Here is a 20,967-nt window from a genome sequence, read left to right on the forward strand (position 1 = left end):
AAAATAGAGGCATAAAAAATATATCATGCATAATAGATAATAAGAACAATCCTGCACATTAATACACACTATTTATTGCCAATTATTTCAAATATAGTCTAGCAATTAACATTTTAGATTATCTGTATGATTAATAATCTAAAAGCCTCTGATGTTAGTAACGTATGTCGCTATGCCACAGAACCCATACGAAAGTCGTAGCGATATGGACTGGCATGGCAAAGCCAAAATCTGTTATACTTGCTTCAACACTTTTGGGGCTGATTCTGGATTCGACGGGATTCGCGAAACCCAAGGTGCATGCCGAGGGGCGGTTGGCCTCGTAAAAAGCCGCAAAAAAATAGTCGCAAACGACGAAAACTACGCTTTAGCAGCTTAATAACCTGCTCTGAGCCCTCTCTCCCTAGCTTCCGCTCTTAAGACGGGGATCAAAGAGAGGTCAAACCCAAAAGAGATCGCGTGGATGCCCTGCCTGGGGTTGAAGCGTTAAAACTAATCAGGCTAGTCTGGTAGTGGCGTGTCGGTCCGCAGGTGCCAGGCGAATGTAAAGACTGACTAAGCATGTAGTACCGAGGATGTAGGAATTTCGGACGCGGGTTCAACTCCCGCCAGCTCCACCAAAATTCTCCATCGGTGATTACCAGAGTCATCCGATGAAGTCCTGAGAGCCCGCACGGCGTAAGCCCTGCGGGCTTTTTTGTGCCTGTAAGCACACCCGTTTTAGTACCACGCACTTTTTGAGATTTCCGGGGTTTCAGCCATCAGCCGGTACTCTTCCGGCGTCAGGTTATTAGGGGATTAATGTTGTCGCAAGCGCTCAATCAACGGCGTGGGTAACGGAGAACCTAATAAAATACGATCAGCCATTGTGATGCTCCTGTTGCCCTGACGATACGGGAGCTTGTGTTAACGAGGGCTGTGGCCGCCCTAATCGTAAGCCGATAATTCCGCCAATCACAAGCGCCGCGGCAATCGCCATCAGTGCAATGTCATAGCTCCCGGTGACATCTTTAATTCGTCCCATAATGGGAGGGAACGCCAGACCCGCAATATTGGCAACTGCGTTAATCAGGGCGATCGAGGCCGCCCCCGCCACGCCGATCAACGACTCCGTCGTGACAGCCCAGAAAATCGGTGTGATCGACCAGTTTAGCGCGACGGTTAGCACCAGCATGGCATAGGCCAGCGTCAGGTTCTGACAATAGATGGCGGCAAACAGCAGTAAGCCAGCGATAATGAGCGGTATACCTAAATGCAGTGCGCGTTCACGGGTCAGATCGGAATGCCGCCCATTGGCATACATGAAAATACACGCGAATAAAAACGGCACAGCAGAGAGTATGCTAACAATCAGGTTACTTTTTTCCGCCACGACGCCCTTAACGATTAACGGCAAAAACAATGTGATGCCTATCGTGCCAAACGCCTGAAGCAACCACATAAAGCTCAACGCCCAGACGCGCTTATTCGTCAACGCCTGACTCCAGCCTTGATGCTGCCCGCCAGAGATATCCGCGCGCTCCTCTGACATTTTATTGACTAACCATTGCCGCTGCTGAGGTTCCAGCCATTTGGCCTGTTGAGGGGCGTCATCCAGATAAAAATAGGTTACCACGCCCAATAATACCGCCGGGATCCCTTCCAACAGAAACAGCCAGCGCCAGCCTTCAATGCCGAAGAAACCATGCATATTCAGGATACTGCCGGATAGCGGTAAGCCAATGACCGACGCCAGCGCCGCACCGATATAAAACATCGACATCGCACGAGCACGATCGCTGCGCGGATACCAACAGGAGAGGTAATAGATGATCCCGGGAGTGAACCCGGCTTCTGCCACCCCGAGCAGGAAGCGCATAACATACAGTTGCATCGGCGTCTGGACCAGGCTCATACCTGCCGCAATCACGCCCCAGGTCACCATAATACGCGCAATCCATATTTTCGCGCCGATCCGGCTTAGCAGAATGTTGCTCGGAATTTCAAAAATAATATACGAAATATAAAAAATACCCGCAGCAATGCCGTACATCTCGGCAGTTAAGGCCAAATCGGCATTCATCTGCAATGCGGCGACGGAAATATTAGATCGATCAATATAGGCAATCAGGTATAGCAACATGATGAACGGGATAATGCGTCGGTTCATTCTCTTTAATGTTGACGAATATGCGTTCAAATCCATGATTAATCCTCAGAGCAACGATGGTATTTAACAATATGTAACCATGAAAACCCATCTTGTGATACAAGATTGATCACATAAACATACAACCATGGTGAAAATAGCACCGCCGCATCAGCGAAAATCGCTAAGCGAATTATCACGGATAATCCAGTCACTTCCGGACCGTTGATAATATTGTCGTTGCGTTATTCCTCCTGACATAAAGCATCGAATGGTCTGTTAACCTTTCGATAAATGAATCCCCTGCACTTTAAAAGGGCATTGGCGCGCACCATCATAAGGCGCCCTGCACCGCTATAGCGCTTCATTCCCGGTATCCCCGCAGTTTTTTCCTTAGTTCTGCTCATGTCCCTTGCGATGATGCGGTTTTTTTTATGGCATACCGATTGCTTATAGCTTCGCGGCAAGGAAGAAAATGCTTTTCGCAAATTTATGATTACCGTAGACAACGCAACAGAGAAAACAGATGAAAAAAGTGATTAAGGGTTATTCCTATACATTTTCGGCGGAAAACCAGCCGGCGGCATACGCGGCCAGCGGCGAGACACTCACATTTGAAACGCTGGATTGCTTTTCCGGCCTTATTAATAGCGCAACCGATCTGACCTGCGATTTCAACTACAACAACGCGAATCCGGTAACCGGCCCTGTGTACGTTGAAAATGCCGAGCCAGGCGATCTGCTGATGGTCGAGATCCTCGATATACGCACCGTTGCCGCGGGCGTGGTGACAACCATTCCGGGCTGTGGCCCGCTGCACGAGACTCAGGAGCATCGCACCAAACCACTGCAGATCATCAACGGTATGGTGCAGTTCAACGGTATGGCGTTCCCGGCGGATCCCATGGTCGGAGTGATTGGCGTTGCCCCAGCGGATCAACCGGTGCCTTGCGGTTTCCCGGGCGCGCATGGCGGCAACATGGACTGCAAAAAAATCCGTAAGGGCACAACGCTCTATTTTCCTGTACAGGTTGCAGGTGCATTGTTCGCGCTGGGCGATCTCCACGCGGTAATGGGCGACGGCGAGCTGTGCGGTACCGGGCTTGAAATCGCCGGCGAAGTGGATGTCAAACTCACGCTGTTGCAGGGTAACGGGGAACGCTGGCCGGTGCTGGAGACGAGCGATAGCTGGTTTGCTATTGCCAACGCCGCCGAATACCCGGCGGCACTCAAATCAGCCTCAGAACAAATACAGACACTGATTTCGCAGGCGTATGGATGGGATTTGACCGACACCTATCTGTATATGAGTCTGCAAAGTGACGTGGAGATTTGCCAGGCATGTAAACCCTGCCCGGTCGATCTGATTGTTCGCGTCAGTGCACCGAAACTGAATAACATCCCCTTGATCACCCGGAAGGCAAAATGAGCAACGTAAAAGAACCGACGCTCAAGGTCGCATTGAGCTATAAAGATCTGGTGATCTATGGCCTGGTTTTCATGGTCGTTATCGCGCCGATGTCCATCTTCGGCTTCGTCTCGAAAGAGAGCCACGGTATGGCTCCGCTGGTCTATGTGGTTGGCGTGGCCTGTATGATTTTCACCGCGCTGAGTTACCGCAAGATGGCAAAGCGCTACCCGATTGCGGGCAGCGTTTATGCGTATGTCAACAAGGCGACAAATCCTCATATCGGTTTCCTTGCAGGCTGGCTGATTATGATGGATTACCTGTTTGCCCCCGCGCTGCTGTACGCCATGACGGCAGCCTGGTGCGTCAATCTCGTGCCATTCGTGCCGGGCTGGGTGTGGATTGCCGTGTTTATGCTGACCAACTGCTGGGTCAACATCAAAGGCATTGAGAACACCGCGAAAGCCGATATCTTTATTTTCAGCATTTCGCTGATTTCACTGGTTATCTTTCTCGGTTTTGGGGTCCACTATTTGCTTAACACCGGCGGCGTTGCGGCATTCAATCTGACGCCGTTCTACAAGCCAGACGTTATCAACCCGCAGTTCATCGGGACGGCAGTAACCATCGCAGCGCTGTCATTTCTTGGATTCGACGGGATCAGTACCCTGGCGGAAGAGGCCAAAGAACCGACGCGTGACATTGGTAAGGCTATTCTTGCCGCACTGCTCATCGTGGGAGTGTTTTTTATTGCACAGTGCTACATTGCCACACTGATACAACCGGATTTCACTAAAATGGATCCCGACACGGCATTCTTTGACGCGGCGTTTATGGCAGGCGGTGCACCGCTGAAAATCATGCTACTGATAGTGAATATTCTGGCGGTTGGCGTGGCCAATACCCTGGCGGCACAGGCGGCGGCATCGCGTATTGTCTACGGCATGGCGCGCGATCGCTTCTTACCTTCCATGTTTGCCAAAATTCATCCGACCTACCGCACGCCGTGGATCAGCACCCTCGCCATTGGCGCGCTTTCCCTGGCGCTTGGCGTAACGCTTTCTATCGACTTCCTCGCAAAACTCATTAATTTCGGCGCGATGACCTCATTCATCATTCTGAACGTCAGCGTTTTCTGGATGTTTTTTATCAAGGAGAAGCAGCGCTCGGGGCCAGGTAATATAACCAGCAATCTGATATGTCCGCTGCTGGGGACGGCTATCCTCTCGTATGTCTGGATAAACTTTGACCACAACACAATGGAAATCGGTTTTACCTGGCTGGCAATCGGGGTGGTAATAGGGATGGTTAAAACCAGGTTTTACCGCACGCTGCCGCAAGCGGTTTCCCTCAGCTAAGCAGGTGCTGGCGCATCGGACGCCTGCTCTGCACAATGCGCCCTCCGGAAGTACCGGAGGGCGCAGCAATAGCGCATTGACAAACGCGCTTCCCTCTTCCATTCTCCGGCTGAATAAAACCTGCCAGAATTCGTTATCCCGCGCGTAAGTTGCTTCAGTGCAGACACAAAGGCAGTAGAATTAGTCTGCAAAATTTGCAGGATCACAGGAATTTAAAATGGACAAAAAACGCGTTAATTATACATCAGTTGACATGTCACAATGGAAACGGAAGGAACATTTTCAGGCTTTTCAGTCGTTTGCAAAATCTACCTTTAGCCAGACAGTACAACTGGATATTACGGCGCTATTAAAAACCGTAAAGAGTAATGGATACAAGTTCTATCCAGCTTTTATTCACATTATTACCCGCCTGATAAACGCCCATGCAGAATTCCGTATGGCTATGAAAGACGGCGAGTTAATAATATGGGACGTTATTCATCCCGGCTACACCATTTTCCATAAAGAAACTGAAACTTTTTCATCCCTGTGGAGTTATTACCATGAGGACATTTCACAATTTATGAAAACGTATTCGGAAGATGTGGCACATTATTGTGATGACCTGGCCTATTTCCCAAAAGGATTTATCGAGAACATGTTTTTCGTGTCAGCCAATCCATGGGTTAGCTTCACCAGCTTTGATTTAAATGTAGCCAGTATCGATAACTTCTTCGCCCCGGTATTCACAATGGGTAAATATTATACGCAAGGCGAAAAAGTATTGATGCCGTTGGCAATTCAGGTACACCATGCCGTGTGCGATGGTTTCCATGTCGGTAGATTACTTAATGAACTACAACAATATTGCTATGAAGACCACGGGCAAGCGTAAGTTCATCTCTACAGAGGCTAGTTATATTCCAGCACAAAAGTGGATGTACTGTTTACACTGCCGGCATTCACCGTCGCTTCCGTCTGCACCATCTGGGCGACGAAGTTAAACGGTTGTGCACTGGTGACTTTGTTCGCCGTCACATGGCCCAACGTCGGCAAGATCCCGGCGTCGTTGATATGCAGAGCGCTGCCCGCTATGGGCGCGCCTGAACCATTGTTGCCGTAGCTCAGCTTAATGCCCACCCCCTTAGCACTTGCCGGCACCTGCTTGATTGCCAGCGTGTCGTTCATACTGGCGGCGACAGGGGTGCCGAAAAAGGCAATTTTTATGTCCGCCGGCTGCGTGCACCAGACCGGAATAGTAAAGGTTTTCGCCGACCCCGCTTTAGTCCCTACTCCCTTAAAATCGCTCCGGTTTACTCTCCCCAAATCAACAACAATATTCGAAGTCTTCACATAGCAGCTGGCCGAATTACCAATCTCGACGTTCATTGCCGTCAGATCAATAGTGATGGGCGTGCCTGCCCTTGACCCAGGGATCTCGACATACACTTTGCCCACATTCGGCAGTGGCGGCGAGTTGGTGTGGTTGCCGCTGAGTAGCATGACCGTCCCGGTTTTATAAAAGGTCACATACGCTTTCACTACAATGTGTTGCTGCCTGAGCAGCGAAGGGTTTTCGCTGCTGCTACAGACGGTCGTATTGTGCATGCCTGCGCCATCAAGATAGTGGATTGGCCCGCCGTTACACTGAAATCCCAGCGAGTAGCCAATACCCGCAACAGCCGATTCAAACACCATCCGCCCGTTGATGTTGGTCTCTTTCCCTTTAATCGCCTGCGCATATTTGATCGATAACGAACCCGCCTGCATTGCCTGCTGATCGCAGGTGAAGCGAAACCCGCTGCCGCTGTCGGCCATGAGGCTGGTCATCTGCGTATTATTACGCAGCGAGGGCAGATATTTAATGTTCTGAAAGTTGATGGTCATCTGGCCGGTATCGCCGTTACAGGTAGCTGCCCACACGCTGTGACTAAACAGCCCCGCGACCAGCAGGAGTAAATACAGACTCAGGCGCATGGTTACAATCCTCTCTGTGATAAACATTTTCCATCCACGCGCTTAACCGCGTCCTGCTCAGTAGCGGCAATGTGGAAAGGCAGCGTGCAGCGGTGAGCGACGCCCGCGTCATTCCAGCGCACCTCAAGGGTGCCGTCATCCGGCATCCCACTCAGGTAAACCGTTCCGCCGTCAGCGACCATCCCGGTAGCGGCAGTTTTATCGTCAGCCAGCTGCGCGCTGGCACCAAACGGCACCAGCCCCTGGTGATCATGCAGGGTAAACAGAACACGATGGCCGATATGCGTCATGTAGTTGGCTTCGACAACCGCACTGCCGCCAGGGATCACCGTCGCGCCGAACTGTTCGACATCGGTGTCGCTGGTCATGGATTGGGTGTCCAGAGTGATGAAATTTTTGTGATATGCCGTCAGAGTGGGCACCACAGCATAGCCCCGCCAGTCGGTGTGCAGGTTGCTGCCATTTTCGATCGCCACGTTAGCAGCGCCCGGCGCACGCACGATGGCAAAACTATCCCCCAGGCTCTGGCCCAGCGTGATGCCGTGCGGGTGCGCGACAATGGAGCCCGAAGCGCCCCAGGTGATCTGGCTGCTGTCGCGATCGCGGCGATAGCCAAGCTGCGTTTCACCGTAGCCGCCGTGGTAATCGAGCGATGCGCCGCTGTTGCTTCCCTGCCCCTGGCTGGCATAACCCTGCTGAACGGAATAGTTAAGATTCGGGTTTGTTGGAACCGAACCGTACATCGCCACCTGATGCGAGGTGTAGCCGTGGTTATCCGACGAGGTGGTATAGCTGACTGAACTGCCGGCCAGCATGCCACCCAGCGGAATGTTGATATTGAACGACCATGAGCGGTCGGGATCATTATGGCTACTGGATTTTGTATAGTAGTAGCCCACTCCCCAGGAGATACCTTTCCAGGCGCTATAGAACCCGGCATGAAGCGTTTTATCGCTGTTCTGGCTGTGCCAGTAATCCTGGGAATAAGCGGACAGCGACAGGTTACCTGCGTCGCCCAGTTCCTGAGTGACGGCAATCTCCTGACGGGTGCGTTTGTTGTCAATCAGCCCATACTGGCTTTCTAACATCATCGCTTCGCTGAAATCATAAAAACCGCTGGAGGAGTAGCGATAGCTGGCGAGGCTAAAAGAGGTACCTGCCTCGGCAAAGCTTTTTTGATACTGCGCCCGCAGCGAATGACCGCTGTAGCGCTTCCCGGATGGCGCGGTGGTGTCAGCCAGCGTCACGTCGGCACCAAGGGAACCTAACTCACCGAGGTTATGCCCTATCCCAAGGGCCAGTGCGTGGTAGTCCTCAGCCAGTTGCGTGCCGCCATACAGCGTAAACTCCGCCGGTAAACCGTAAAACAGCGTGCTCTGGATAAAAGTTGGCGAGCGGCTCTGATCCTGCCCTGAGTGGAAGCGCCCGGCGCTGAGGCTATATTTGATGCGGCCTTCACGCAGCATGAACGGCACGGACGCGAACGGCTGGGTGAAGGTGCGCTCTGAGCCATCGCTCTCTTTCACCGTCACCTCAAGGTCGCCGCTCTGTGCCGTCGGGTAGAGATCTTTGATAGCAAAAGCCCCCGGCGAGACATAGGTTTCATAAATCACGTAACCATGCTGGGAGACGGTGACTTTAGCGTTACTGTGCGCTACGCCGCGGATCACCGGAGCAAAGCCGCGAAGGCTGTCCGGCAACATTTCATCATTGGACATAAGCTGTGCGCCGCGAAACTGCACGCTGTCAAAAATCTCGCCGCTGGTGTAGGTATCCCCCATCCGCAGCTGGCTTTTCAGCGATATGACATCCCGTTGCAGGTAGGTACTCAGAGAATGCCAGCGCCGGGTGGTGTCATATTGCATGGACGACATGTTGCGTAAGCGCCACGGTCCGAGATTAATGCCGCTGCGCAGGTTCAGGAAGCTGGAGTGGCCGTTATGGGTGGACTGCTCCGTTTGCGAACCGGATAACGTATAGTCGACAAACGCAGCCGGAATACCGTCATCCCAGCGCGCGGGGTCAACATAGCCGCGGCTTTGGAGGTTCATGGCGGCCTGGGGAATACTCAGGTTCAGGCGCTGGGCGGAAAAGTCGAACTGGCTGGTGGCATCAGGAATGTACTGACCGATGCGGGTAAAGGTCTCGCCCTCGTGCAGGTTGTCAAATGATGAGAACGCGCTGACGTTGACCCCATATTCGGCGAGCTGCGCCGCCGTGAGCACTGGCGTGAGCTTATCGTTCTGCTCCACAAAAGTGATATTGCTCTGACCGAACGCCTGACCATTAACCCAGATGCTGACCGGATACGTCCCGGGCTGCTGCCCACCCTGCGTCGCAAAGTAGTGCAGATCGGCAGTTTTTTGCTGCGGGGAACTCAGTTCCAGCGCCGCCGGATCGAAGTAATCCTCGGCCCGGGCAAAGCCAGGCCTGCACAGCATAAACAGCGCCGTGGGGATGGTCGCCAGCAGTAACGTGCCGCCGGAAGAGGCCGATTTTGCCCTGCCTCGGCGGGAAGTGCGCTTATTCACGATGACCACCCTGTTTACTGCTGCGCAGCGTCAGTGATGCCGCCAAAATCATTAATGGCGCGCCACGTCACCTGCCCGGTGTTGCTGACCGGCCATGTTTTGCTGGCCAACGGCGCGATCATGCCGGGTTCCGGGATCTCTTTTCCCCCCACAGCAAGGGAGTAGAAGGAGATATAAAACGGCGTCGGGTTATGGGCCACCAGCTGATTGCCATTGCGGGTGAAAGTCAGCTTCTGCCAGGCGTCTTTAGACTCTCCCAGCCCCTTAGGCCGCCAGAAGAGCTTGAATTTGGATTTGACGTTGATCTGTAACTTGTTGATGTCGTCTTTTTGCGTCGGCGAGATATTTTTTACACACAGCCAGAAGACCGATTCCTTGTCGGCAGGCAACGCGCCACCGGTAAAACTGATGCGCAGAACGTTCTCCTGCTCTGGCTCGAGGCGAAAGAGCGGCGGAGTGACCACAAAGGGAACGGGACGTTGATCGTCTGTAGCCGGGTTTTCGACCCATGACTGCACCAGGTAAGGTACGCTGGTATCCATATTGGTCACCGAAAGGGAGGCTTCGCGTTTACCTTCCTGATAAATAACGCGAGTTCCCCCCATCACTATGCCGGCTTTTGCGGTTGCGCAGAAAAGGAAAAAAGAAGCCATCACAGCGGCAAGAAGCTGTTTCATTGTGCAGTTACCATCGAACGTAAAAAGAGATGAGCAGGCACAGAGCCTGCTCACAGGGGATCAGTTGTAAACCATCAGGAAGTTAGTAACGCCGTTAGCGGTACCGGTTGTCACCGTGGCCGCTGTGGAGGTGTAATCGGCAAAGAAGGGCACCGTGGCTTGCGCGGAAACTACCGCAACGCTCGCAGAAACCGCACCCATTGTTACCTGCGTATTGGAAACGCCATCGTAAATTTTAATGCCTACGCCCGATGCGCCCCCGGCCGTCAGCGCCAGCAGCGTAGGATCCGTGGCATCTTTTTTACCATCAAACAGCACAGCAACCGTTTTAACAGAGGTCGGGCAGCTATCTACGCTGATGCTAAACGGGGTTTTGGTGGTTTCAGTGCCTGGCGCGGTGAAATAGTTTCTGCCCCATTTACCTAAATCAACCTTTACATCCTTGCTGGTGGTGGTGATATTGCAGGAGCTGTCAACGATTTCACCGGTAAATTCCACGGTCCCACCGGTGCTTTGCGTACCAGCAGTTGCGCCCAGGTGAGTTGTCATATTATTACCCGCAGAAAATGCGGCACCAGAAACCAGCACGCCCGCCAGGGCGGCGGCAACGCGAAATTGATATTTCATTATTATACTCAACTTTAAAAGTTATTATTTTTTACTTTGACCAGAATCCTCTGGCCCTGAAACCTGTCCTTAGTGCGTGTCCCTTTAAATAATAAAATGCATCTATTTAACCAGATTACCTCAGATGCATATCCCTCTAATTATTCGCTATTTCGATAATAAAACCGCGACTAATACGCTTACGCACAAATAAATGATATTTCCAGAAACAATAAAAAACAATAGCTAATAACTTTCGCAAAATAAGCTTGTATTCATGCTGATAAAATTACATTAACAATCCTCGTTAGTATTATTATTTTTGTAGGTATTCGCATCGTTATGATGCGATAAAATCACAATAATATTACATTTCAAGGGATTCAGCGCCAAAGAATGCGTTAATTGACAAGGGTAAAATTAGCAACGAAATTAATAATAAGAAAAATCCGACAGGTCGGATTTCACTATAAAACCCGGAGGGAATGCTTTTATAAAATCATTAATTTACCTGGCGACTATCGAGGGGGAAAAGATAAGGATCGTGTCTGAACCCGCCCCCTGAATACCAACTCCGCTTTCGCCGTTCCTCCCTGTTCCACCACCTCGCCTTCCAGCGCAGCCACCATCAGCTGGCAGGCTTTTGCAGCGAGTTTCTTTTCATCCTGACGCATAGACCAGAGATTATTCGCCAGAAATCCCAGCATGATATTGTCATCGAAGGTGCCGATATTAATATCGTCAGGAATATACCCGCAACGTTCACGCAATACGCTGAGCGCGCCCTGGAGGATCGGCAGGGATGACGCGATAAAATTTTGCGGCCAACGACCATGATGATCGATGTACTGCGCCATAAGATCTGCACCGTCGCTAATGCGGTTGTGCTCCGCCCAGGTAATATCGGACGGAGAAACCGTCATCCCCAGCTCAGCCATAGCCCGCTTAAAACCGCTAAGACGATCAATAATTGTCGGTGACGTAATATCAGCAGTAAAAAAATGCAGCGGCTGACCCAGGTATTCCACCATCGCTTTGGTCAGCTGGTAGCCGCTGTCGCGGTTATCGGTGGTAACGCACGCCGCATTCTGAATACCAAAATCCCGGTCGAGAAACACCAGCGGCTTTTTGCGGTGTGTAAGATGATGCGCCTGGCAGGCTGCATCCGTTGACACCACAAAAATACCATCGACGTTTCGCTCTTCGAGCGACTTCACCAGCCGGTTTTCATATCGCGGTTCGCCATTAGTGCAGCTAATCATCAACTGATAGCCCCGCTCCCGGCACGCCGCTTCCAGCTGTTCCGCCAGCGCGGAGAAAAAGGGGTTGGAAAGACGCGGAATAACCAGCCCGAAGACATCCGTTTTATTGAGCTTCAGGCTACGGGCGGTGAGATTAATGGTGTAACTGTGCTCCTGCACATACTCATTAATTTTGTCCTGGGTTTTCAGGCTGATGCGATACTTTTTGGCGTTACCGTTTAATACGGCGCGTACCGTTGTGATGGAAACGCCTAAATCCTTTGCGATTTCCTCAACTGTTTTTGCCATAAGTGTGCATTCCTTACTCGATGAAAAACGGGCCACCGCCAGGCAGCCCGTGAATAAACGCTATCAACCCGGTTGCTTGCGCCACATGGCTTTCAGGCGCGGCCCGAAAATCGGCATCAGCAGGGTGATCAACGCAATGACCAGGAAAACAGCGCAAACCGGACGCGTCAGAAAGACGCTCGGGTCGCCTTCAGACATCACCAGCGCACGCCGGAAGTTCGATTCCGCCATTGGCCCCAGAATAATGCCAATCACGATAGGCGACATGGAGAAATCGAGCTTAATCAGGATATAAGCCGCTAATCCGGAAACCATCATCACAAAGACGTCCGTCATATCGTGGTTTACCGAATAAGCACCCACGGAACAGAGTACAAAGATGATTGGCACCAGCACCCGGCGCGGTACGTTCATCACTTTGGCAAACAGGCGCATCCCCATAAAGCCCATGATGCCCATAAAGATATTCGCCGCGAACAGGCCGATAAATATGGCATTCACTTCCACCGGATGCTCAGTAAATAACTGCGGCCCCAGCGCCAGCCCTTGCACCATAAACGCGCCCATAATGATCGCGGTTGCGCCATCACCAGGGATACCCAGCGTCATCAATGGCACCATTGCACCGCCCGCCACCGAGTTCGCACCGGCTTCCGGCGCAGAAACCCCTTCCGGCGAACCGTGGCCAAACTCTTCAGGATGTTTTGACCAGCGTTTAGCTTCATTGTAGGCAATGAATGAGGCGATATCGCCACCGGTCCCCGGCACCGCGCCGATACCGGTGCCAATCACCGAGGAGCGAATATAAACCGGCATCACCCGCTTTAAATCTTTCCAGGTGGGAAGAATGCGCTGAATTTTGCTTTGCATTTTATGCACTACGCCAGCAACGCGTTCCCGGTGATCTTCTTCGAGGCTAATCAGCCCCTGAGAAAAGGCAAATAACCCCACCAGCACCGGAATAAACGATATGCCGCCCATCAAATAGACGGAGTCAAAGGTAAAACGCATTCCGGCAGTCATCGGGTCCAGGCCGATGGTGGCGATAAATAACCCCAGCGCGCCGCCCATCAATCCTTTAATAATCGATTGTGAAGAGACGCTGGTAATAATACTGATACCAAACACCGCCAGCGCAAAATATTCAGCGGAGGAAAAGCCGGTGGCGACTTTCGCCAGCAGCGGCGCAATAAGCACCAGCGCAATCGTACTGAAAACGCCGCCAAACATTGAGGCACCGGTGGATAATCCCAGCGCGCGTCCGGCTTCCCCGCGTTTCGCCATCGGATAGCCATCCAGTACCGTGGCGGCAGAGGCAGGCGTGCCCGGCGTGCTGATCAGGATAGCTGTAATCGACCCGCCATATACCGCACCGCAGTACACGCCAAGCAGCATCAGAATACCGGTCATTCCCTGGAAGGAGTAAGTCAGGGGCAACAGCAGCGCAATGCCCATATTGACGGTTAATCCAGGCAGCGCGCCGATAATAATCCCCGCCAGAACCCCCATCAGGATCATTGCGGTGGTTTCAAGACTGAAAACCATCAACAGGGCATCTAAAACTTCGTTCATTATGATTCCCTTATTAATTCACTCGGAAAACATCGATTCCGGCAGCGGAGAATTAAAGATCATGGTGAAGGCGATATAAATACAGGCGACGATCAGCACCGAACTCACGCCCAGAAACCAGGGGCGTTTTTCGCCCATAATACGCATCACTATCGGGATCAAGACCAGCGATGAGGCGATAAATCCGCCGTAGCACAGCGCTATCGCATACACGCCCATTAACCCGGCGACCCAGTAGGCTTTACGAACCGGCGCAGAGGAAAGATCCACCGAAGTATCCGCCGCGGCCCGCTGTTGATAGACGTTAATCAACTGCAAAACCCCAAGACCAATAAACAGCCATGCCAGACAAAATGGCCAGAAGCGCTCCCCTAACATGCCGCTTTCATCAAATAAAGGCATATCACGTGAGAGCATAATAATGCCCAGCCCGAATATCACAGCGACGGCACCAACGACAATATTCTGCTTTCGCATAAATCCATCCCGATAATTTCCCGGCCAGCGCCACACTCTGGCCGGGAATAAGCATTATTTTTTCATGACGTCGGCAATCAGTGCGCCATACATTTCGTCATCGTCTTTCATCATTTTGTAAGCGTCGTCACCGGTAATCACTACCGGCATAATGCCCTGCTTCTTCAGCGCTTCCTGATAAGCGGGTGTTTTCACCACTTCAGTAAAGGTGTCCACCAGCTGTTTTTTCACGTCATCGCTGACTTTCGCGGTGGTGGCCAGCACGGCCCACGCGCGCATTTTCACGTTTACGTCCAGATTCAGCGCTTCTTTAAAGGTCGGCGCGTCCGGGAACAGCGGGAAGCGCTGCTCATCCATCACCCCAAGCACTTTTAACAGCCCGGCATCAGCCTGTGATTTCACCGAGCCCGGCGTGGTCAGTACGGCATCGATGTGCTCACCCACCAGCGCCGCAATCGACGGTCCGGTACCTTCGTTATAAGGAATATGGTTGAACTTCACGCCAGTAATTTTTTCGATATTGACCGCGGCCAGGTGATAGATCGCGCCGTTGCCGGAGTTACCCACTTTCAGTTTGCCCGGGGCTTTTTTCGCGGCATCGATAAATTCCTGCAGCGTGTTGTACGGTGATTTAGCGTTCACCACCACAGCAACCGGATCGGCGATGGTGGTGACAATCGGGGTGAAGTCTTTATAGGTCACCGGGGATTTTCCCTGGTGCGGGAACATCGCCAGCTCAACGGTGGTCATGACCAGCTTATAGCCGTCCGGACGCGCTTTCGCGACTTCCAGCAGCCCGGTGATGCCATTGCCCGCCGGTTTGTTAACCGGGACCAGCATGGTGCCTTGCGGCATTTTATCCCTGGCGAACTCGATCACGGTGCGCGCGGAGGTATCTGTGCCCCCTCCCGGATTTTTCGGGATCACGACTTCAATATTTTTTTTGGGATAGGTTAGCGTCTGCTCTGCCTGAACGGCGGCAAACGGCATAATCATCAGTAAGGCACACAGTAAATTCTTCTTCATCAGGTACTCCGCACTTTTAATTATTGTCGGTAAGGGTTTGGTAAATGATGTTCTTGCGATTCCAGGTCCAGGTCAGGTGAATCACGCCTCCTTGTTGTACGATGGCCGGGTAGGAAAACTCGCCTTCCCCCTCTTCCAGCACCCAGGGTTGCGACCAGGTCGCGCCGTTATCCACCGAGCGCAGCAGCGCTACGGGATAACGGCGGCCCCAGTTTCCGGCGACAGGATTGCAGGCAAGGACAATATCGCCGTTATCCAGGCGCACCACATCGATGCCGCTGTTGTTATTCGGTAGCGCCGTGGCATAGGCCGGACACCAGCTTCTGCCGTAATCTGAAGAGTCAGCGCGATAGATAAATCCCCGGGTGCTGCGCATAAGCGCATGAATATAACCGGGTTTTGATTCCCATAATGTTGGCTGTATAACACCATCCCACTGCATAACCTGCGTGAGATCACATTCCCATAAGGCATCCTGTTTTAAACCCTGCCACAGGGCGCTTTCATCCGCCGCCTCGCCATGCTGATGCTCAATCGGGATCGCCACCTGATACCAGCTTTCTCCCTGGTCCGCCGAGATATCCACAAACGCGTCCCAGAAGCGGGTATTTTCTGTCGAGGCCGGAGCGATCCATTCGCCGTTACTCATCACCAGCAGCTTGTTTTTGACCGGGCCGCGCGGCTGCAGGTCTCCGGGAACCAGTTCACGAGGGGCACTCCACGTAAGGCCCTGGTCATCGGAAACCGCGACGCGGGTGATCCAGCTGTGCACGTCTTTGCCCACTTTGTAGAACAACCACAGCCGCTGATGCTGGTAATGCAACACCGGGTTCCAGTGCGCTACGCCGGGTTGCGACATCACCTTCACCGCAGGCTGCCAGACGCCGTTTTCACTGCGGGCCAGCCAAATCGCCGTATCGCCGCTGCCCTCTTTGGCTCCGGCGAAGAAAGCCGCCACCAGGGTATTTTTCTCCGGCAGCGCCACCAGCGTGGAGGCATGGCACTGAGCGAAATCCTGCTGGTCATCAGCCAGCAGCGGCTGACGTTTCTTCAGGGTAAATGCCATGACTACGCCCCGATATGCAGTTGTTTCTGAAGATCGCGCCCCAGCCGCACCATGCTGTCGATAGCTTCCGGAAAGAAGGTGTCATCATAGTGTTGGCTATCGCGTACCCGGCAGGTCAGCGTGGAGAAATTGCCGATTTGCTGCTGGAACGCTTTGGCGCATACCGGATAATCGAGGTTTTCAACCAGCGCCGCGGTGGAGAGGTAATCTGCCAGCCGCTGCGCTTTTTCCGGCTCCTGCCGCCAGTTTTCATACAGCCATACGTACAGCTCGGGATGGAAGTTCGCCATCACGCCGCTGTAGGCCTGGCATCCCGCCTGCAAAGAGGGAAGCAGCGTCTGGCTGTTGGCGTTCGCCAGGTGCAGCCTGCTGCCCTGGGTGAGCGCCAGCCGCCGTTCAATAATCGGCAGGCTGCAACAGGTATCTTTGATAAAGGTGAAGCGGTTGCTTTGGGCGCACCAGGCGACAATCTCGTCTGACAGCAGGCGCTTATACGGGAACGGGCATTCATAAATCCCCAGATCCACATTCTCGGGCACGTCGGCGATAAGGCGCTGGAGCGTTTCCAGCGCCAGCTCGTCGCTTTCTCCGGCCAGCGCCAGGCGATTGCTGATCAGAATGACGCCATCGACCCCGGTTTCCGCCATTTGGGTGAGCTGCTCGCTCTGATGATGAAACGCGTTGGCGGTATGCCCTGAGGCGACCACCGGCACGCGGCCATCCACCCGCTCGATAATAAAGCGCACCAGTCGACGGGACTCTTCGTCACTCAGAAAAAACATCTCGCTGGACTGGCAGTCGGCAAACAGACCGTGGACGCCCGCCGCCAGATACCAGTCGATCAGCCGCTCCAGCGATGTCCAGTCGATCTCTTTTTGCCGGGTAAAAGGCGTTAACATCACCGGCCAGACGCCAATGTACTTCGTCGTATTCATGGCAGTTTCCTTTTACAGCAGATCGATTGCAGTGCCCGCTACGGCAACCCGGATACCCTGGGTTAGCGCCTGGGCGACAAACGCCTGGAACACGGTCTGTAGCACCGGCTCATCCACATAGGCAATCGTCAGATGGTTACTCTGGTGGCCGGCCATTAATTCATCGCGGCCAACCCCGTCCAGCACCGCGTTGAGCAGCGGCCATTCGTAGCAGGTGGCGCGGTGGCGACGTTCGAACTCCTCTTCCGGCAGCTCCACGCCGCGTCCGGTGCCGATGTGCATAATCACCTCGGTCCCTTCATAGTGGGCGCGCGCCCAGATAAAACGCCCGGCTTTGCCCTGCCCGCAAATCGTTGAACCGCCGTAAGGGAAGTACATCGCAGGCTGGCGATAGCCAGTGGCGCCTTTAATGCCGCCTTTTAAATGTTCAAACGGAACGGCGCCGGAGATTTCCAGATCCCAGTAGAAAGTACCGTTGTATTCACTGCCCCAGCGGATGTCGTGCAGCGTGGTTTCTGCGGGCAGCGAAAACGAACTCAGCAAACGCCACAGCATGGTCTGCGGGATGGCGGTACCCATATCCACTTCATTAATGCAGGGGATCGGCTGGCCGTCGCAGATGATATTGCCGTGCTCATCCGGCAGCGGGAAACGCGCGGTGGAACCAATCGCCCCTTCCGCAAAATCTGACGCCGCACAGCTGTCCTTCAGCCCTTGCTGATACTGAACGCCCACGGCGGACAGCCCAAAGCGCTGCACAAATCTCGCCATGGCGATCATCATGGCGCACTGCTCTTTCACCTGTTCACGGGTGAGCTCTTTGCTGCCGTCTTCGCCGAAGCGGAAATCCATCCCCTGGTCGATATACCATTGCAGGCACGCCTCACGCAGCGAATCCGGCACTTTTGCCATCTCTACCAGCAGCGCCGACTGGGAAAGCGACTCTATCGGCATGCCGATATTTACCATCGCCTGCTGCGGGAATACGCCGTTAATCATTCCCATACAGAAGGTGTCGAACAAACCGATAATTTCTTTATGGCGCAGAACATATTCACCCACGTTACGCCCCAGCTTACCCGCCTCGGTGGCCATGACCGGATGCGTCGCGGGAACGGGATGCAGGTAGCTGAGTGAATGCTGTAATGAACCGTAGCGCAGCCAGGTTTTCAGGCCGTCGACAAACAGCTCATCGTCGAAATTCTCAGACCATAAGCGAGAATAGGATTTACCCAGGCTGGTTAACGACCCAGCCAGACAGAGCATCCCCACCAGCCCCGGCCAGGTGCCGTCGAAATTCGCCAGCAGCAGGATTGGCCCCTTGTGATGCACCAGCGACGGCGCGACGTGATGGGAATATTGCCAGGCGGTGAGCAACACGATCAGCGGCGCGTTTTCGTCAATCTGGGCAAACAGATCGCTTCCCTGGCGCTGGCTGCTGATAAATCCGTGGCCGCGCTGATGATCGACCGCGTGGGCGCGCTTCAACTGATAGCCAAGTTTGCCGAGCATATCCTGCAATTTGGCCTCGAATTTTTCCTGCATCGGCCAGCAGGCCAGGTTTGCAGACTCGCGTAAGTCCGCATTGGTGATCATCAGAATTTCATTTTTCCCTGCGCTGATTTTTTCCGGCGCGGCAGGTAACGTTTGGGTAATCACGTCAGCATTCCTTTTTAGTCAGATACGAGAAGTCGCCATCAGCGCCTGGTAGCGCTGCTGATCCTGATACATCTGCAAATAAACCTGGTATTTCGCGTCGTGGAAGGCCCATTTCTCCGGGTTCGGCGCAATAGTGCGATCGCGCTTAACCATGCTGCGCGCGGCAGCGCTGAGATCGGTAAACGCCCCGCAGGCCACTGCGCCAGTCAGCGCCGCGCCCAGGGTGACCGCGTCTTCTTCCGCGACCAGATGGATGGCGCGCCCGGTGGCGTCGGCATATTCACGCAGCCACAGCGGGTTTTTACTGGCTCCGCCGCACAGGGTGATGGTGTCGATTTTTTGTCCGTGGGCTTCCATGGTATCGATGATATGGCGCGTGCCATATGCGATAGCCTGTAAGGTGGCGAGGTAAAGCCGGGTGAGCTGTTGCGGGCCGCTTTCCAGCGTCAGACCCGCCACCATGCCTTTCGCCTGCGCATCGGCGCGCGGCGAGCGGTTGCCATGGTGATCGCCAAGCACGTGCAAACTTTGGGTCGGATTTGCCTCTTGCGCTTCAAGGGCGGCCACGCGTTGATTAAGCAGCGCGTAGGGGCTACAGCCCAACGCCGCGGCTTCGTCATTCAGTCCGCGCCAGTGTTCGCTCTGCTGAAGCGTCCATTCCACCAGCGCGCCTGCCGCGCTTTGTCCGCCTTCGTTCAGCCACCAGTTGGGGTACATCGCGCCAAAATAGGGGCCCCACACGCCGGGGATAAACACCGGCTGCGGGCTGATGATCATGTGGCAATTCGACGTGCCGCTGATTAGCGCAAGATTTTGCTGCGGATTTTCAGCCACCAGCGCCAGCCCGCCTGCGTGGGCGTCGATCATGCCGCTGGAGACAACAACCCGCTGCGTCAGGCCAAGCTGCTGGACGGCTTCAGGCTGAAGTGTACCGAGCGCCTCACCAATGTTGGCGATACGGGTGGGTATCTTCGCCGTCACATCGCCCAGTTCAACGGCATCCAGCAGGGTCTGGCTAAAGCGTGATTCATGGGCGAGATAGTTCCATTTGCAGGTGAGCGTGCAAATACTTGCCGCATCGACACCGCTGGCGCGCCAGGCAAGATAATCCGCGAGGTCAAAAAAGCGCCATACGCTGTGATAGCGTTCCGGGAAATGATTTTTCAGCCACAAGATTTTCGGCAGTTCCATCTCAATGCTGACGTTGCCGCCCACGTATTCAAGCGCCGGGTCCTGAGTGGCATTGATACGCTGAGTTTGTTCACCGGCACGGTGATCCATCCACATGATGATATCGCGCTGCGTCTCGCCGCCCTGCGCCACGGACACCGGCTCGCCGCCATGCCCTACCGCGACCAGCGAACAGGTCGCGTCAAAACCGATGGAAGCGACACGCGCGGGGTCTACTTGCGCGAGAGTCACGGCTTCGCGCACGACCACGCATACCTGCTGCCAGATATCCGTTGAGGACTGTTCCACGTAGTTCACGGCGGGATGAAACTGCTGCACAGGACGAACGGCAAACGCCAAACGCTCGCCTTGCGGCGTATAAACTCCCGCCCTGACGCTTGCCGATCCGACATCAACACCGATGAATAACTGGTCCATTTCACGCCCTCTCAAAGTTGCTGCTTCGAGAAAGCATGATGTTGAAGGTGTTGGTTAAAAACAATGCACGAATGTTTGATTTGTGATCTGCACTGGATATTTAGCAGGGAGGCAAAAAAATAAAAATCACTTAATTGATTGTTTTTTAATTAAAAAATCGCAAAAACCCTCACCAGGAAAAATCCTGGTACTTCTTTCAGGCCGCATGGCAGCGAAGCGCTAACTCAACCTGAAGCCTGTTGCTCAGAATAACCACGTATCGGGATCGCATTTTTCCAGCTAAATGCGCGGTTTATCACAATATCAGCGGCATAAAATGCAAAGTTTTGAATAATAGTTAGCACTTATATATAAAATCTGATTAATTTCTCCGGGTTATTAATAGAAAGGCGGGTTATTGTCCCGCT

16 protein-coding genes, 1 other RNA gene and 1 pseudogene are annotated in these 20,967 nt (G+C 53.4%); 4 read left to right on the forward strand and 14 right to left on the reverse strand.

The genetic code is table 11. The features are described from left to right. Positions 1–256 precede the first annotated feature (256 nt). Positions 257–620, forward strand: a transfer-messenger RNA (tmRNA) gene (gene ssrA / locus FND52_RS09270). Positions 621–720: 100 nt separating this feature from the next. Here the strand turns inward: ssrA and FND52_RS09275 are convergent. Together FND52_RS09275 and FND52_RS09280 are read right to left on the reverse strand one after the other, a co-directional pair. Then, positions 721–798, reverse strand: a pseudogene (locus FND52_RS09275) (integrase); the annotation flags it as partial. Between the two features lie 61 nt (positions 799–859). Beyond that, the gene (locus FND52_RS09280; RefSeq protein WP_144130599.1) at positions 860–2,185 is read right to left on the reverse strand and encodes an MFS transporter; all 1,326 of its coding nucleotides are present in this window, start codon (positions 2,183–2,185) and stop codon (positions 860–862) included. 469 nt (positions 2,186–2,654) lie between these two features. On the opposite strand from FND52_RS09280, the gene FND52_RS09285 reads away from it, so the two are divergent. From FND52_RS09285 to catA, 3 genes are all read left to right on the forward strand, one after another. Then, positions 2,655–3,557, forward strand: coding sequence for an acetamidase/formamidase family protein (locus FND52_RS09285; RefSeq protein WP_144130600.1), 903 nt, complete (start codon positions 2,655–2,657; stop codon positions 3,555–3,557). Next, on the forward strand, positions 3,554–4,894 hold the full coding sequence (locus FND52_RS09290; RefSeq protein ID WP_144130601.1) for an APC family permease: 1,341 nt from the start codon (positions 3,554–3,556) through the stop codon (positions 4,892–4,894). The genes FND52_RS09285 and FND52_RS09290 overlap by 4 nt, the downstream gene beginning before the upstream one ends. Before the next feature lie 217 nt (positions 4,895–5,111). Continuing rightward, on the forward strand, positions 5,112–5,771 hold the full coding sequence (catA, locus tag FND52_RS09295; RefSeq protein ID WP_144130602.1) for a type A chloramphenicol O-acetyltransferase: 660 nt from the start codon (positions 5,112–5,114) through the stop codon (positions 5,769–5,771). Between the two features lie 17 nt (positions 5,772–5,788). On the opposite strand, the gene FND52_RS09300 is transcribed toward catA, so the two are convergent. The 12 genes from FND52_RS09300 to FND52_RS09355 all read right to left on the reverse strand — a co-directional run bounded on the left by FND52_RS09300 (position 5,789) and on the right by FND52_RS09355 (position 20,560). Next, positions 5,789–6,853: a fimbrial protein gene (locus FND52_RS09300; protein WP_144130603.1), complete on the reverse strand. Its 1,065-nt coding sequence runs from the start codon at positions 6,851–6,853 to the stop codon at positions 5,789–5,791. A 2-nt stretch (positions 6,854–6,855) separates the two neighbouring features. Next, complete coding sequence (locus FND52_RS09305; protein WP_144130673.1) at positions 6,856–9,294, reverse strand: fimbria/pilus outer membrane usher protein; 2,439 nt, start codon at positions 9,292–9,294, stop codon at positions 6,856–6,858. Positions 9,295–9,398: 104 nt separating this feature from the next. After that, positions 9,399–10,061 (reverse strand): fimbrial biogenesis chaperone, encoded by a 663-nt coding sequence (locus tag FND52_RS09310; RefSeq protein ID WP_144130604.1) that lies wholly within the window; start codon positions 10,059–10,061, stop codon positions 9,399–9,401. Between the two features lie 60 nt (positions 10,062–10,121). Continuing rightward, positions 10,122–10,688, reverse strand: coding sequence for a fimbrial protein (locus FND52_RS09315; RefSeq protein ID WP_144130605.1), 567 nt, complete (start codon positions 10,686–10,688; stop codon positions 10,122–10,124). 497 nt (positions 10,689–11,185) lie between these two features. Then, positions 11,186–12,217 carry a LacI family DNA-binding transcriptional regulator gene (locus FND52_RS09320; protein ID WP_144130606.1) on the reverse strand — a complete coding sequence of 344 codons (1,032 nt, stop codon included), beginning with the start codon at positions 12,215–12,217 and terminating at the stop codon, positions 11,186–11,188. 63 nt (positions 12,218–12,280) lie between these two features. Next, positions 12,281–13,789: a tripartite tricarboxylate transporter permease gene (locus FND52_RS09325; protein ID WP_125294833.1), complete on the reverse strand. Its 1,509-nt coding sequence runs from the start codon at positions 13,787–13,789 to the stop codon at positions 12,281–12,283. A gap of 18 nt (positions 13,790–13,807) precedes the next feature. Next, complete coding sequence (locus FND52_RS09330; RefSeq protein WP_125294834.1) at positions 13,808–14,266, reverse strand: tripartite tricarboxylate transporter TctB family protein; 459 nt, start codon at positions 14,264–14,266, stop codon at positions 13,808–13,810. 54 nt (positions 14,267–14,320) lie between these two features. Beyond that, positions 14,321–15,292, reverse strand: a complete 972-nt coding sequence (locus tag FND52_RS09335) for a tripartite tricarboxylate transporter substrate binding protein (protein ID WP_125294835.1) — start codon at positions 15,290–15,292, stop codon at positions 14,321–14,323. Between the two features lie 16 nt (positions 15,293–15,308). Continuing rightward, a complete protein-coding gene (locus FND52_RS09340; protein WP_144130607.1) occupies positions 15,309–16,358 on the reverse strand; it encodes a sialidase family protein in 1,050 nt (349 codons plus the stop codon). 2 nt (positions 16,359–16,360) lie between these two features. Beyond that, positions 16,361–17,293 carry a dihydrodipicolinate synthase family protein gene (locus FND52_RS09345; RefSeq protein ID WP_144130608.1) on the reverse strand — a complete coding sequence of 311 codons (933 nt, stop codon included), beginning with the start codon at positions 17,291–17,293 and terminating at the stop codon, positions 16,361–16,363. Positions 17,294–17,305: 12 nt separating this feature from the next. Beyond that, the gene (locus FND52_RS09350; RefSeq protein ID WP_144130609.1) at positions 17,306–18,952 is read right to left on the reverse strand and encodes a signal transduction protein; all 1,647 of its coding nucleotides are present in this window, start codon (positions 18,950–18,952) and stop codon (positions 17,306–17,308) included. An 18-nt stretch (positions 18,953–18,970) separates the two neighbouring features. Further along, entirely contained in the window at positions 18,971–20,560 is a 1,590-nt protein-coding gene (locus FND52_RS09355) for an FGGY-family carbohydrate kinase (protein ID WP_144130610.1), read from the reverse strand. Between the last annotated feature and the right edge of the window lie 407 nt (positions 20,561–20,967).

This window comes from Atlantibacter subterraneus (assembly GCF_007570865.1).
Classification (GTDB): Bacteria; Pseudomonadota; Gammaproteobacteria; order Enterobacterales; family Enterobacteriaceae; genus Atlantibacter; species Atlantibacter subterraneus.